General features: G+C 68.6%; 13 protein-coding genes and 1 pseudogene. 8 read left to right on the top strand and 6 right to left on the bottom strand.

The genetic code is table 11. The annotated features are described in order from the left end of the window. The coding region (locus VEG08_04290; GenBank protein ID HXZ27203.1) for a tRNA-dihydrouridine synthase family protein at positions 1-476 on the bottom strand (476 nt) is incomplete at its 3' end. A gap of 98 nt (positions 477-574) precedes the next feature. After that, on the bottom strand, positions 575-799 hold the full coding sequence (gene rpmE / locus VEG08_04285) for a 50S ribosomal protein L31 (GenBank protein ID HXZ27202.1): 225 nt from the start codon (positions 797-799) through the stop codon (positions 575-577). 103 nt (positions 800-902) lie between these two features. Between rpmE and VEG08_04280 the strand changes: the two genes are divergently transcribed. Beyond that, a complete protein-coding gene (locus tag VEG08_04280) occupies positions 903-1,568 on the top strand; it encodes a hypothetical protein (GenBank protein ID HXZ27201.1) in 666 nt (221 codons plus the stop codon). A gap of 31 nt (positions 1,569-1,599) precedes the next feature. On the opposite strand, the pseudogene VEG08_04275 reads toward VEG08_04280, so the two are convergent. Continuing rightward, positions 1,600-1,884 (bottom strand): annotated as a pseudogene (locus VEG08_04275) (HU family DNA-binding protein). 209 nt (positions 1,885-2,093) lie between these two features. Here VEG08_04275 and VEG08_04270 point away from each other — a divergent pair. Both VEG08_04270 and VEG08_04265 read left to right on the top strand, forming a co-directional pair. Further along, entirely contained in the window at positions 2,094-2,849 is a 756-nt protein-coding gene (locus tag VEG08_04270) for an ATP-binding protein (GenBank protein ID HXZ27200.1), read from the top strand. A gap of 172 nt (positions 2,850-3,021) precedes the next feature. Then, on the top strand, positions 3,022-4,155 hold the full coding sequence (locus VEG08_04265) for an excinuclease ABC subunit C (GenBank protein ID HXZ27199.1): 1,134 nt from the start codon (positions 3,022-3,024) through the stop codon (positions 4,153-4,155). A 72-nt stretch (positions 4,156-4,227) separates the two neighbouring features. On the opposite strand, the gene VEG08_04260 is transcribed toward VEG08_04265, so the two are convergent. Next, a complete protein-coding gene (locus tag VEG08_04260) occupies positions 4,228-5,769 on the bottom strand; it encodes a hypothetical protein (GenBank protein ID HXZ27198.1) in 1,542 nt (513 codons plus the stop codon). Positions 5,770-5,917: 148 nt separating this feature from the next. Between VEG08_04260 and tldD the strand changes: the two genes are divergently transcribed. The 4 genes from tldD (at position 5,918) to selD (ending at position 10,636) form a co-directional block, all read left to right on the top strand. Further along, complete coding sequence (tldD, locus tag VEG08_04255; GenBank protein HXZ27197.1) at positions 5,918-7,351, top strand: metalloprotease TldD; 1,434 nt, start codon at positions 5,918-5,920, stop codon at positions 7,349-7,351. 159 nt (positions 7,352-7,510) lie between these two features. Beyond that, positions 7,511-8,884, top strand: a complete 1,374-nt coding sequence (locus VEG08_04250) for a TldD/PmbA family protein (protein ID HXZ27196.1) — start codon at positions 7,511-7,513, stop codon at positions 8,882-8,884. Between the two features lie 29 nt (positions 8,885-8,913). Further along, positions 8,914-9,429 carry a hypothetical protein gene (locus tag VEG08_04245; protein ID HXZ27195.1) on the top strand — a complete coding sequence of 172 codons (516 nt, stop codon included), beginning with the start codon at positions 8,914-8,916 and terminating at the stop codon, positions 9,427-9,429. Positions 9,430-9,589: 160 nt separating this feature from the next. Continuing rightward, the gene (gene selD / locus VEG08_04240) at positions 9,590-10,636 is read left to right on the top strand and encodes a selenide, water dikinase SelD (protein ID HXZ27194.1); all 1,047 of its coding nucleotides are present in this window, start codon (positions 9,590-9,592) and stop codon (positions 10,634-10,636) included. Here selD and VEG08_04235 read toward each other — a convergent pair. Next, on the bottom strand, positions 10,633-11,850 hold the full coding sequence (locus tag VEG08_04235; GenBank protein HXZ27193.1) for a redoxin domain-containing protein: 1,218 nt from the start codon (positions 11,848-11,850) through the stop codon (positions 10,633-10,635). The two genes, selD and VEG08_04235, sit on opposite strands and share 4 nt — an antisense overlap. An 88-nt stretch (positions 11,851-11,938) precedes the next feature. On the opposite strand from VEG08_04235, the gene VEG08_04230 reads away from it, so the two are divergent. Next, complete coding sequence (locus VEG08_04230; GenBank protein HXZ27192.1) at positions 11,939-12,415, top strand: DUF4440 domain-containing protein; 477 nt, start codon at positions 11,939-11,941, stop codon at positions 12,413-12,415. A gap of 18 nt (positions 12,416-12,433) precedes the next feature. On the opposite strand, the gene VEG08_04225 is transcribed toward VEG08_04230, so the two are convergent. Continuing rightward, a partial coding sequence (locus VEG08_04225; GenBank protein HXZ27191.1) for a tetratricopeptide repeat protein occupies positions 12,434-14,062 on the bottom strand: 1,629 nt, incomplete at its 5' end.

Below are 14,062 nucleotides of genomic sequence, written 5' to 3'. Positions count from 1 at the left end.
ACGGTCACGGCCGCGCGCACCGCCTCGAAGATGCGGCGGATGCGCGGCAGGTCGCGCAACAGGCCGCTCCCGGCGGTGCACTTCACGACTTTGCGGGCGGGGCAGCCCAGGTTGAGGTCCACCAGGTCGAAGCCCAAGTCCTGGCAGAGGCGGGCGGCGTCGGCCATCACCTGGGGTTCGCCCCCGAAAAGCTGCGCCGAGATGGGGTGCTCGTCGTCGTAGAAGCTGAGGTAACGCTTGGCCTTCTTGTCGCGGGCGCGCAGCACGCCGTCGGCCGAGGTGAACTCGGTCATGATCAGGCCGCAGCCGCCCAGGTTGCGGATGAAGCGGCGGAAGACGGTGTCGGTCACTCCCGCCATGGGGGCCAGCACGGTGGCCGGGCGGATCTCCACCTTCCCGATGCGGACGGAGGCCGGCACCGGCGCCGTCAGGGGCGCGGCAGCAGCGGCGGCGGGCTGGTCCCAGAACTTCTGCATCGGGCTCTATTGTAGCCAGGTTTGGGCAGCAAGAAGCCTCCGCCGGGCGGAGGCTTGGTCAGATCCGCGCAAATCCGCGTCGATCCGCGGCGAAGAAGTTATTTCTTCTCGGCGGCCTTTTCCGCCTTGGCGTACTTGCGGCGGAAGCGCTCCACGCGTCCGGCGGTGTCCAGGAGCTTCTGCTTGCCGGTGAAGAAGGGGTGACAGTTGGAGCAGATCTCCACGTGGATGTCGCCCTTATGGGTGGAGCGGGTGGTGAAGGTGTTGCCGCAGGCGCAGTGCACGCGCACTTCGTTGTAGGCGGGATGGATAGCTCGCTTCATGACTCCTCGGAACTCCTTGCGGAAAAGCTGATTTTACAGGACGCCCGCCGATTCAGGCAAACCGCCGCCCCGGGGTATGATGGCTGCGACCCTCGGAGGAGGAATGGCCCGGACGCCCACCTGGCTGCACGCCATCCTGCTGTGGCTGCTGTTCACCGTCGTCCTGTTTCCCATCAGCGGCCTGGTCTTCTACGCGGCCGCCTACCTCCTCGGCCCCCACTACATGACCCGGAAGGTGGGCTATCCCCCGCCCGACGAATTCCCCGTGCTGGTGGTCACGCCCACCGGCGGGGACGGCTATCGCGCCCAGGTCGTCTACTTCCGCAACCTGGAGAAGTTCCTGAAAGCGCATCCCGACGCCGGCTTGCTGGTCCCGGCGGGCTGGGAAGCCAGGCTGAATGCGCAACTCTACGCCTCCAACCGCCAGGGGATGCAGGCCGGCGGCCAGGGGCCGGACTTCGACGTACCCTTTGTCCAGTCCTTCACCGTGGAGCGGCTGGGGGAGGGGCGGCAGCGGCTGCACGTGGATGGGGCCATCGACGACGACGAGCCCGACGAGGCCTGGTACGAGGCCGGCGCCCACAGCTTCACCCCGCTCCGCCACCGCCACTACATCACCCTGGGGCTGAGCATGGGGGCGACCTTCGTGGCCGTTCCTGCGGCCGCCATCTTCAGCATCCTGCTGGCGGTGGTTCTGGCGTGGTGGGTGGAGCGCCGGCGGCTGCGGCGAGCGGCCGCGGCCGCAGAAAGCAAAGCGGCAGGGGCTTGACCCCTGCCGCGGGAAGCTCTCTCTGGAATGCTTACCTGCTGCGGTTGACCGACTTCCTGAGTTCCGCGCCGGCGGAGAAGCGGGCGACGCGACGGGCGGCAATCTTGATGGGCTTGCCGGTTTGAGGGTTGCGGCCGTTGCGCGCCCGGCGCTGCGACACCGAGAAGGTGCCGAAGCCTACCAAGGTCACGCGCTGGCCTTTGCGCAGAGCGCCGCTGATGCTTTCCACCGCGGCGTCCAGAGCGGAGCCGGCCTGGGACTTGGTGATCCCGGCCGATGCCGCGATGTGGTCCACGAGATCCGCTTTGTTCATGCTGCCTCCTGGGCAGGGATGTCAGATGGCGTATTAGGCGCGCCTGTTGCGGCGAAGTCAAACGGAATCCGCAGAGGAAAACGCGGAAAACCCGCGCCAGATGTGGAAAACGCGCGCTTGTGCACCAGCCGCGCGGCACTTTCGCCGGTTGCACGCGTGCGCCGCCGCGGAGTAAAGTCCGCAACAAGCATTCCCCAGGGAGAAGGTGACCAGTGACCAGCAGCGCGACCAGCGTCTGCCCGCTGTGCGGCGGCTCGGGATGGAAGACGGTGGAGGGCCCGGAGCATCGCGTCACCCGCTGCGACTGCGTCACCCGCTTGCGCGCCGAAAAGCTGCTGGAGATGGCCCGCATCCCCAGGCGCTACGAGCACTGCGACTTCGGCGGCTTCGAGGCCGACTTCAAGGGCGCGCATCCCTCCCTCGCCCAGGCCCGCCTGCTGGCCGAGCGCTTCGTCGAGGAGTATCCCGGACACGACAGCGGGCTGCTGCTCATCGGTCCCATCGGCGTGGGCAAGACCCACTTGGCGGTGGCCATCCTCAAGGCCCTCATCGAGCACAAGGGCGCCCACTGCCTCTTCTACGACTACCGCGAATTGCTCAAGGAGATCCAGAACTCCTACAACCCCTCGGTCGCGACCACCGAGTTGGAAGTGCTGCGGCCGGTCTTCGAGGCGGAGGTGCTGGTGCTGGACGAGCTGGGCGCGGTCAAGCCCACGGAGTGGGTCTGGGACACGGTCAGCCATATCCTCAACACCCGCTACAACGACAAGCGCACCACCCTCATCACCACCAACTTTCCCGATCAGCCCGCGGCCATGGTGGCGGGGCCGCGGGGCGCCGCCCGCGAGGAGACCCTGGGCGACCGCATCGGGGAGCGCATGCGCTCCCGCCTGCACGAGATGTGCCGCAAGGTCGAGATGCAGGGTTCCGACTTCCGCCAGCGGGTCAAGAGCGCCAGCTTCACCTAGCCTGTTCTCACCACAGAGGCACCGAGACACAGAGGAGAAGAGAAGCCAGCCACGGATCTCACGGATTCCCACTGATCTTTCTTAGCCTTATCCGTGAGCATCCGTGCAAATCTGTGGCTGTTCTGTCGTTCTCTGTGCCTCTGTGTCTCTGTGGTGGAAGTAGAATGTCGGCGTGCTGGCGCACACCCTGGAGTTCCGCCCGGAGCGCGACGCGGAGGTCTTCGCCGCCACCCCCGCGGCGTCAGCGGTCTTTCTGCTGCGCGGGCCCGAGGGCGAGCCTTACGTCTCCAAGACCGCCAACCTGCGCCGCCGCCTCGAGCGCTTGCTGGCTCTCCCGGAAGAGCGCTCCCGGCGCCTGAACCTGCGCGCGCGCGTCTCCGAGATCCAGTACACCCGCACCGGATCGGACTTCGAAGCGGGGCTGCTGCTCTACCGCGTCGTGCGCCTGGCGTTCCCCAAGGCCTACCGCGAGCGCCTGAAGCTGCGCTTCGCGCCGCTGGTGCGCCTGCACCTCGATAACCCTTACCCGCGCGCCTACGTCACCCGGCGCATCGCCTCGCTGCGCGGCAAGTCGCTCTACTACGGGCCCTTTCCCACCCGCGCCGCGGCGGAGAAGTTCCTCAGCGACTCGCTCGACCAGTTCAAAGCGCGGCGCTGCGACTTCGATCTCCACCCCGATCCGGAGTTCCCCGGCTGCATCTACTCCGAGATGAAGATGTGCCTGGCTCCCTGCTTCCAGGGCTGCAGCGACGAGGAGTACGCGGCCGAGGTCGCGCGGGTGCAAGCCTGGCTGGATTCCTGCGGGCAATCGCTGGCGCGCGAGCTGGAGGACGAGCGCGATCGCGCCTCGGGGGAGCTGGCCTTCGAGCAGGCGGCCGCGCTTCACACGCGCATCGAGAAAGCGCAGGGGATCACCGCGCTGCTGCCCGAGATCGTGCGCCGCCTCGACCGCCTGGCGGGCGTGATGGTGCAGCCGTCGCCCGAGCCGCAGGCGGTCACCATCTTCCGCTTCGCCGGCGGGCGCCTGGGAGAGCCCTTCGCCTTTCCCGTGCAGGCGCGCGCCGAGGGCAAGATGCAGTCCATGGAGTCGCGGGTGAGCGAGTGCCTGGCCGCGCATCCGGCGCCGCGCCCGGGCTCGGCCGTGGAATTGATGGAGGAACTGGCCCTGCTCAAGCGCTGGTATTACCGCTCCAGCCGCGTGGGTGAGATCTTCTTCGCCGACGAGAAGGGCGAATTGCCCCTGCGCCGCCTGGTGCGGGGCATCTCGCGGGTCTTCAAGGGCGAGAAAGAGCCAGTGAACCTTTAACCACGAAGGACACGAAGGCACACGAAGGAAGACGAAAGGTTTTTCCTTCGTGATACTTCGTGTCCTTCGTGGTTAAGAGGCAGCCGTGGCTGGGAGTGCGGTGTCAGGGCGCTTGCGGAAGATGACCCGCAATTCCTCCCGCCAGTTCTCGTGGATGGCGAGCAGGGTGCAGTCGATGTCCGGGGAGAGGTAGCGCAGAAGCGTGTCGGTGGTGGGATGGACGTGCAGCGCCGGCGTCACCAGGAAGAGCAAGGGCGCTTGCGGGCTGAGTTCGCGCCCGGGAAAGTAGCCGAAGCGTCGGAACTCGCCGCGCTGGTGGTGCCAGGCGACGCGCGCCCAGTAGTCGAGCCCTTGCAGCGGCAGGTGCAGGTCCTCGTCGGCCTTGAGCTCGAGGACGGCGAGGCGGCCGTCGCGGGTGACTCCCAGCACGTCGATCATGGCGCGGTCGCTGGCGGAGAAGGCCGGCACCTGGGAGTAGACCGCGGCCGCATCGAGGCGGGCGTCGAGCGCCGCCACGTCGCGCACCACCAGCGACTCCAGCCAGCGCTCCGGCTGCATGCGCCACAGAGGATCGGCGCGGTCGCCCTGGGGACGGCGCGCGGCCGCCAGCCGCCGCAAAAACTCCCCGCACTGGGCGATGTTCTTCTCGGTCAGGGGAAACTCGCAGGGCCCGGCGCCGAAGACGATCTCCTCTTCGTTCTCGAAGGAGCCGCGGTGCGGCGCCAGGCGGGCGCGCGCGAACTCCAGGCCGTGCAGGCGGAAAGCGACCTCAGCGGCGGAGAGCGGCGCCACCTCCGCCTTGGGCACCAGCGCCAGGATGCGGGCGATGGAATCGGCGAAGCGGCGGTAGGCGTGCTCCCGGTCCGGACACTGCACCAGGCGGGTGGCGATGTTGCCGCGGTCGCGGCAGTCCACCTCGGCCAGCGTCTCCTCGCGCTCGTCGAGTTCGTGGAGTTCGAACTTGGCGGCGGCGTGATTGAGGTGCGCCATCCGCTCGCGCACGATGGCGGAGCTCCCGGCGGGCAGGAAGAGCTTCAGGCCTTCCACCACGGAGCGGGTCGCGCGCCCGCGGCAGAGGTCCAGCCACAGCAGCGCGATGGTCAGCGAGGCGTCCACGGCGGCCTGCGGCTCGTCCGCGTTGACGCCGAGGACCGCGAAGGCCGACCCGCCGCGGCGCACCAGCCCGCGGGCATAGATGGGCCCGAAGGAGCGCTCCAGGTCCATGGCCGAGCTGAGGCTCTCCACCGTCCAGCCCGGGCACTCGCGTTCCAGGACGCGCTCCAGCAGGCGCAGGTAGCGCATGCGGGTCAGGTGGCGTTCGCTGGGAGCGCGGCGGTCGCGCTCGCGGCAGATCTCCAACTTGCTGGGCCGGGCCTGCCCGAAGCGCTGCACGCTCAGGCGCAGCACGCCGTTCCTCGCCTCACAATCCAGCACGCGGCGCACGGTGTTGCGCTCCTCCGACCACAGGTGCAGCAGGCACTTGCCGCGCTGCGCCGAGACGGAGTAGCGGGCGCGGCCGAAGTCGAAGATGACCTTGCCGTCCTCCAGCACCACCGCGTCGCGAGCGTCGGCGAGGAACTCCTCGAGCACCCGCGCCAGTTCCTCCGGAACCATGAGCCGATGCTAGGCGGGGCGCGAACTTCGCGCAGTGACCGCCGCCCGCCGCCCGTGTGACGTGGCCGGCGGCCTGCGCAATTCACCTCCGGATGCGATAATCGGAAGACGGCGCTGCGGCCCGTGCTGAGGCCGGCGCATCCGATCCATGACCATGGACTCCTCCAACCCGATCTTCGCGCGCTACGGCCTGGCCGCGGCGGACCTGGAGCGCTACCTGGCGGCCGCGCTCTCCGCCGGCGGCGATTACGCCGACCTCTACTTCGAGTATCTGACCTCCAGCTCGCTGATGGTGGACGAGTCGCTGGTGAAGTCGGCCACCGAGGGCATCTCCGCGGGCTGCGGGGTGCGGGTGGTGGCGGGCGAGCGCACCGGCTACGCCTACACCGACGACCTCGCCCCGGAGCGCATCCTGCACGCCGCGCGCACCGCCGCGCTCATCGCCCGCGGCCCCGCCAAGCAGCCCGTGGTCGGCCTGCAGGAGAAGCACCCGCGCAATCTCTATCCTGTGGCCGCGCCGCCGGTGAATGCGGAGGTGGCGGGCAAGCTGGAGCTGGCCCTGCGCGCCGACCGCGCCGCGCGCGCCTACGATCCCCGCATCACCCAGGTGCGCGTCAGCTACGCCGACGAGTTACGCGAGATCCTGGTAGTGGGCTCCGACGGCACCTGCGCCGCCGACTCCCAGCCTCTGGCGCGCCTGCACGTCTTCTGCATCGCGCAAGCCAACGGCAGCTCTTCCCGCGGCTCCGCCGGCGGCGGCGGCCGCGTCGAACTCGACTTCTTCCAGAAGGAAAAGACGCCGGAGCACTTCGCGCGCGAGGCCGCGCGCCTGGCCATCATCCAACTGGACGCGCGCGAAGCCCCCGCGGGCGAGATGGAAGTGGTGCTGGGGCCGGGGTGGCCGGGCATCCTGCTGCACGAGGCCATCGGCCACGGCCTGGAGGCCGACTTCAACCGCAAGAAGGTCTCCGCCTTCAGCGGGCTGGTGGGCCGGCGCGTGGCCAGCGAGAAGTGCACGGTGGTGGACAACGGCACCCTGCCTTCGCGCCGCGGCTCCCTCAACGTGGACGACGAGGGCTCGCCCACCCAGAACACGGTGCTCATCGAGAAGGGGATCCTGAAGGGCTACCTGGCCGACAAGCTCTCGGCGCGGCTGATGGGCATCCCCGACACCGGCAACGGCCGCCGCGAGAGCTACGCCCACATCCCCATGCCGCGCATGACCAACACTTACATGCTGGCGGGCGAGGACTCCCCCGAAGACATCCTGCGCTCGGTGAAGCGCGGCGTCTACGCGGTGAACTTCGGCGGCGGCCAGGTGGACATCACCAACGGCAAGTTCGTCTTCTCCGCCTCCGAGGCCTACCTCATCGAGGACGGCAAAGTCACCGCCCCGCTCAAGAACTGCTCGCTCATCGGCAATGGCCCCGACGTGCTCACCCGCGTCTCCATGGTGGGCAACGACCTGGCGCTCGACGAGGGCATCGGCACCTGCGGCAAGGACGGCCAGTCGGTGCCCGTGGGCGTGGGCATCCCCACCCTCAAGGTGGACCGCATCACGGTGGGCGGGACAGGGAGTTGATTAACCACAGAGGACACAGAGGACACGGAGGAAATCAAGGCAAGAGGCAGAAGGGAGAAGGCAAAAAGAAGAAAACGGTCGCGTGCATGCGGCAGTTTCGACCCTCAGTTTTTCTTGTTCATCTTCCTCTGCGTCCTCTGTGGTTGAAAAGGTACTTGAATGCTGACGGCTGACCAACAAGTCGGGACCGGCCTGAAAGAACTCGCCGCCGACGTCGTGCGCCGCGCCTTGGCGGGCGGGGCCACGGCGGCGGAGGCCGTGGTACGCGAGGGCGACGAGTTCTCCGCCGTGGTTCGCCTGGGCGAGGTGGAGAAGCTCAAGGAATCGGGCTCGCGCATCCTGGGAGTACGAGTGTTCTTCGGCCGGCGTGCCGCCAGCACCTATTCCAGCGACTTCTCGCGCGCAGGCCTCGAGCAGATGGTGGGCGCGGCGCTGGCGCTCGCCCGCGTCACCTCGGAAGACCCGCACGCCGGGTTGCCCGAGCCGGCGGAACTGGGTCAGCTTGCCGGCGACCTCGACCTCTATCACGAAGACGTCTACTCACTTTCCGGCGAGCAGCGCATCGACTACGCGCGGCGCGCGGAGCGGGCCGCGCTCGACGCCGACCCGCGCATCCAGAACTCCGAGGGCGGCTCCTTCGACGCCGCCACCGGCCGCCGCGCCCTGGCCAACTCGCTGGGCTTCGCCGGCGAGTACCGCCGCTCCTACTGCCAGGTGACGGCGGTGCCGGTGGCCCGCGGCGAAGACGGTTCGCTGCAGCGGGACTACTGGTTCGCGGTAGCGCGCGCGCTGGCCCGGCTGGAGCCGCCCGAGCAGGTCGGCAAGGTGGCGGCCCAGCGCGCGCTGCGCCGCCTGGGGGCGCGCAAGATCAAGACCGCGCGCGTGCCCGTGGTCTTCGATCCCATCACCGCCGAGGCCCTCCTCGGCTACCTGGCCGAGGCCGTCAACGGCGACGCCATCTACCGCGGCGCCTCCTTCCTGGCCGGCAAGCTGGGCGAGCGCGTCGCCGGCGAGAACGTCACCGTCATCGACGACGGCACCCTGCCCGGCGGCTTCGGCAGCGAGCCCTTCGACGGCGAAGGCGTGCCCACGCGCCGCACCATGGTCCTCGAGCGCGGCGTCCTGAAGTCCTACCTGCTGAACACCTACACCGCGCGCAAGCTGGGCTTGCGGACCACCGGCAACGCCAGGCGCGGCCTGGCCGGGACCCCCGGCATCAGTTGCGGCAACTTCTTCCTGGAGAAGGGAAGCAAGACCCCGCAGCAGATCCTGACGGACGTGAAGGAAGGGCTCTACCTGACCGATTTCCTGGGCTTCGGTGTCAATCTGGTCACGGGAGACTTCTCCCGCGGGGCCAGCGGGCTGTGGATCGTGAACGGCGAGCCCGCCTTCCCGGTGGAGGAGATCACCGTGGCCGGCAACCTCCGCGACATGCTGCAGAACGTCGCTGAGATCGGCAACGACCTGGAGTTCCGCGGCGCCGTGGCCGCACCCACCCTGCGCATCGAGGGCCTGACCGTTGCCGGGGCGTAGGCGCCCGCGGCCGGAGGTAGAATCAGATCATGGCAGAGCCCGAACCAGTCCTGCAGCCGGCCCCGGAACCGGAGCCGGAGAGCAGCGTCCCCTGGAAGGCCATCGGCATGGGGGCGGCGCTGATGGCGGTGGTCGTCGTGGTGGTGGTTCTGGTGGGCCGCAAGTCGCCGCCGCCCGCGCCCACCCCCGATCCCTACGCCGCCCACCTGCAGTTCTCCCACCTCTACCTGGAAGTGGCGCAGAACTTCGCCGGCGGCACCGTCCGCTACCTGGAAGGCACGGTCACCAACAGCGGCGACCGCACCGTCAGTCACATCACCCTGCAGGTGGTATTCAAGAACAGCCTGGGCGAGGTGGTGGACAAGCCGGTGGTCCCCGTGCGCTCCCTGGTGGACCGCGGCCCCTACCTCGACACCGACGATCTGGAGGCGCATCCCCTGCGCCCGGGGGAGAGCCGCGAGTTCCGCCTCACCTTCGAGCACGTCTCCCAGGACTGGAACCGCCAGTACCCCGAGCTGCAGGTCGTGGGCGTGCGCTTCCAATGAGTCATCTTCACCACAGAGGCACAGAGACACAGAGAAGGAATGCAGAATGAAGAATTGAGAATGCAGAATGAAGCGTGCAGATGCGAGAGAATTCTGCATTCCTCATTCTTCATTCTGCATTTCTCTGTGCCTCCGTGTCTCTGTGGTTAAAATGGCTCTTATGGCCGACGGCAAGCCCCAGCGCCTGACGGAGACGGTGAAAGCGGCGGGTTGAGCTTCCAAGCTGAGTCCAGCGGTGCTGGACGCGGTGCTTGGGAGATTAGCCCGGCAGCAGGATCCCAACGTGCTCATCGGCTTCGACAAAGCCGACGACGCCGGGGTGTACAAGCTTTCCGGCGACCTGGCCCTGGTGCAGACGGTGGACTTCTTCACGCCTATCGTGGACGACGCCTACACCTTCGGCCAGATCGCCGCCGTCAACTCGCTGAGCGACGTCTATGCCATGGGCGGGCGGCCGCTCAGCGCTCTCGCCCTGGTCTGCTTTCCCGAGAAGGGTGACGTGGCGGTACTCGAGCAGGTGCTGGCCGGCGGGCTCTCTAAGATGATGGAGGCGGGCTGCACCATCATCGGCGGACACAGCATCCGCGACGAGGAACTGAAGTTCGGCTATGCCGTGACCGGGCTGGTGCATCCCGGCAGAGTGCTGGCCAACGCGGGCGCGCGCGCCGGCGACCGCCTGCTGCTCACCAAGGCCCTGGGCACGGGCGTGATCTCCACCGCCATCAAGAAAGACCAGGCCGCGCCGGAGTGGGTCGCCGCTGCCACCGCCTCCATGACCACACTGAATCGCGTCGCCGCCGAGGCGCTCGCCCACTTCGAAGTGCACGCCCTCACCGACATCACCGGCTTCGGCCTGATCGGGCACGCGCGCGAGATGGCGCTGGCCTCGAGCGTCAGCCTGCGTCTGGACGCCGCCCGGGTGCCGCTGCTCCCGGGCGCGCTGGAGTGCGCCCGCGCCGGTTTTATCCCCGGCGGACTCAAGGCCAACCGCGAATTCGCCGAGTGCCTGGTGAGCTACGAAGGCGCGGTCCCGGAGGACGTCAAGAACCTGCTCTTCGATCCTCAGACCGCGGGCGGGCTGCTGATCGCGGTGGCGGCCAAGGACGCCGCCGCACTGGGCAAAGCCCTGCGCGAGGCCGGCGTGACCCCCGCCGAGATCGGCGAGGTCCTGCCTCCGGGCAAGCCCGTGATCCGCGTGGCCGGCTAGCGCTCCTCGAACTCCTGCTGGCAGTCGTTGCCGTAGGTGAAGGAGAGCAGAGTGAAGCCCGGGCCCTGGGGCTTCAGCGCGAGGATGTGCTGGCCGAAGGCACGGTTCTTCACCAGGTCGTACATGCGCGGCTCCCCCACCTCCAGGTACGCACCCTTGGCGTCGAAGCGCACGTCCGCCCCGGCATCTTCCTTGGCCAGCGGGCTGCCGTCCTGCAGCAGCTCCACGCGCACCGGCTTGGCGGGATCGGCGGCGCTGAGCACGGCGTAGAGCGAGCGCGCGTGGTACTTGTGCAGGGCGTAGGCGGAGGCGTCCGCCGCCGCCGAGGTCACGCCCTCCGGCAGCGTCTGCCAGCGCCCCGCCAGCACCACCCCGCCGTCGCTGGGCGGGCGCGTAGCCGCGAACTCCTGCACCTGCCCCAGCTTGCTGTAGGCGTGGGGATTCTCCACCGCGCCGCGGCCGTTGGCGAAGCCGATGTAGGTCTCCTGGGTGGGATAGCCGCAGCGCCCGCCGAAGGTATCGGGATCGGCGTCGAGCGGGACCTTCTCCACCTCGGGATGCGCTTTGGCCAGCAGCCCGCGGATGCGGTTCTCCAGTTCACGGTCGCCGGTCTCGCCGATCACCTGCAGCACGATCTCGCCTTTGGGATCGATGAGGTAGCGGTTGGGCCAGTTGTTGGAGTCGTAGGCGTTCCAGATCGAGCCCTTGAGGTCGGCCACCACCGGCCAGGGCAGGCGGAAGCGGGCGGCGGCCCGCCGCACGTTCTCCACATTAAAGCCCATGGGGAACTCGCCGTAGTGCACCCCGATGACCTCGAAGCCGTAGGCATGGTACTTGCGGTACCAGCGCTTGACCACGGCGAAGTCGCGGATGCAGTTGATGCAGGTGTACTCCCAGAAGTCCACCAGCACCACCTTGCCCCGGTAGCCCTCGACGGTGTGGGGGACGCCGGCATCCAGCCACACCGCGTTCTTGGGGAATTCCGGGGCGGCGCGGAGCACCTCGACCACCTGGGCGGGGCAGGGTCCGGCGAAAGCCAGGAGCAGGACAGCGGCGAGCGCGGCGGCGTGTCTCCGCATACAGGCTGTGAGATGCGCGGCGGCTCTCAAGAAGATGCGGCTCGCGAGGCCCTCGCGATGGACGCTGATGTGCTGCCGCGGCTCCAGGCCCAGGCTGCCGCCCGGGAGAAGGAACAGCGCGCCGGTCCTCTTCATAGCGCCTCGCGGAAGGTCCATGGTGCGGGAAAAACAGTACACCGCGGCCCGAGGGCTGTATAGTCTCTCCACCCTTCAGGAGGGAACCATGAAGCCGACCCTTGTCCTCGGACTCACGCTGCTGCTGGCCACATTGGCCCCGGCCGGCGGCCCCAAGCCCGCCAAGGAGTCGAAGCTGGCGCAGCAGGTGCGCGCCGCCGAGCTGGCCTTCGCCTCCTGCGCCCAGGCCAAGGACTTCGACAAGTTCATGTCCTTCTTCGACGACGACATCAAGGCTTTCGACGGCGGCGCCATGATCGCGGACAAGGAGCAGGTCCGCCAGGCCTGGGCGCCCCTCTTCCAGGATCCCAACCGCTCCATCACCTGGTCGCCGGAGGTGGTGGAGGCCTCGGGCTCGCTGGGCTACACCACCGGGCCCTTCGAGGTACACGTGAAGCAGGCCGACGGCAGCGACCAGGTGGTGCTGCGCGGCCGCTACGTCACCATCTGGCGCCGCCACCCGGATGGAAGCTGGAAAGCCACCCTCGATATCGGCAGCCAGGCGCCTGCGCCGTCGCAGAAGTGACGGCCGGCGCCGGCCCGTTCACGGCGCCAGGTTCACCTTCTTCAGCAACTCCTGGAAGCGCGGGTCGGAGCGCAGCGGATCGAAGTCGGAGTACTCCTTGAGATAGGCCAGCCAGGAAGCGTGCTCCTGGTAGGCCTTGTCCAGCCAGAAGAAGGCGCGCTCTTTGTCGCCCAGGCCGGTGTAGAGGAGGGCCATCCAGAAGGGTGGCACGTAGCTGCGCGCCGATTCCGCCTCCAGGCGTTGGGCGATGACCCGGGCCTCCGCCTCCCGGCCCAGCAAGGCGTCGGCGTAGGCCACGCTGGCTTGGGCGATGGGCGGCCACTCCGGCCTGACCGGCCCCTCCTTGGCCAGCACAGCCGCGGCCTCGGCCTTTCTGCCCTCGTGCGCATAAGCGAAGGAGAGGGCTGCGGAGGCGGGACCGTTCCCGGGATCGATCTCCAGGGTCTTCTGCAGGCGCGCGATCGCCGTGGGATAGTCCCGGCGCAGGTAGGCGAGGAAGCCGGTGCCGGAGTTGACCGCGGGCGAAAGCGGGTCCAGGGCCAGGGCGCGGTTCATCTCCTGCTCCGCCTCGTCGAAGCGGCCGCGCTCCGCCAGCGCGATGGCCAGCCAGTGGTGCGCCGAGGGATAGTTGGGGTTGAGTTCGATAGCGCGCCGCAACTCGCGTTCCGCTCCCGCGTAGTCCCATTGGTACAGGTCCAGGTAAAGGCCGTGGGTGGCGTGGGCCTCGCCCAGGTCGGGATCCAGAGCCAGGGCCTTGTCGAGCGCGGCCTTGGCCTGGGGCATGGCCTGGGTCGCCGGCATGGCTCCCGCCTGATTGAGCAAGGCATAGCAGTCGGCCAGGCCCACGTAGGCCTGGGCATAGGTGGGGTCCTTGGCGATGGCCTGCTGGAAGTACTCCATGGCCTTCTGCAGGCCGGGAGCATCGCGCTTGCTCCAGAAGAAGCGGCCCTGCAGATAGAGCCGATAAGCCTCGGGATCGACCGCCTTGGCGCTCGCCATGCGCGACATCTCCTCGCGGGAGAGCCGCAGGCGCAGGCGCTCGGATATATCGTGCGCGATCTCGTTCTGCAGGGAACTGGCGTCGGCCATGCGCCGCTCGTATTGCTGGCCCCAGATCTCGGTGTCGTCGGCCACGTTCACCAGGTCCACCTGGATCTCGATCTGGTCGCCGCGCTGCCGCACCCGGCCGGTGAGGATGGCCTGCACGCCCAGGTCGCGGCCCGCCTGCCGCGGCTTGTCGGTGTTCTTGTAGTGAAAGGCGGTGCTGCGCGCCACCACCTTCAGCCCGGGGAGCTGGGAGAGGGTGTTGATGATGCCCTCGGTGATGCCGTCGCTGAGGTAGTCGGTGTCGGCGTTGCCGCTCATGTTGGAAAAAGGCAGCACGGCGATGGAGTCGATGCTCCCGGCGGCGCGCTGCGAGCGCCAGAAGAAGTAGCTCACCACGGCCAGCGCCACCACCAGCACGGCCGCAGTCCACAGGATACCTCGCTTGCGCCCCGTCGGGGCGGCGGTCACCGCGCTGGTCACCGCGCCGGTGCGCCCCGAGTCGGTGTCGCGCTTCAGCCGCTTCAGGTCGGCGCGCAGGTCGGCGGCCGACTGGTAGCGCAGGTCCTTGTCCTTCTCCAGGCACCTCTGGATCACCAGCTC

Source organism: Terriglobales bacterium (assembly GCA_035624475.1).
Taxonomy (GTDB): domain Bacteria; phylum Acidobacteriota; class Terriglobia; order Terriglobales; family Acidobacteriaceae; genus DASPRL01.
This window is presented reverse-complemented; position numbering and strand designations above follow the sequence as displayed.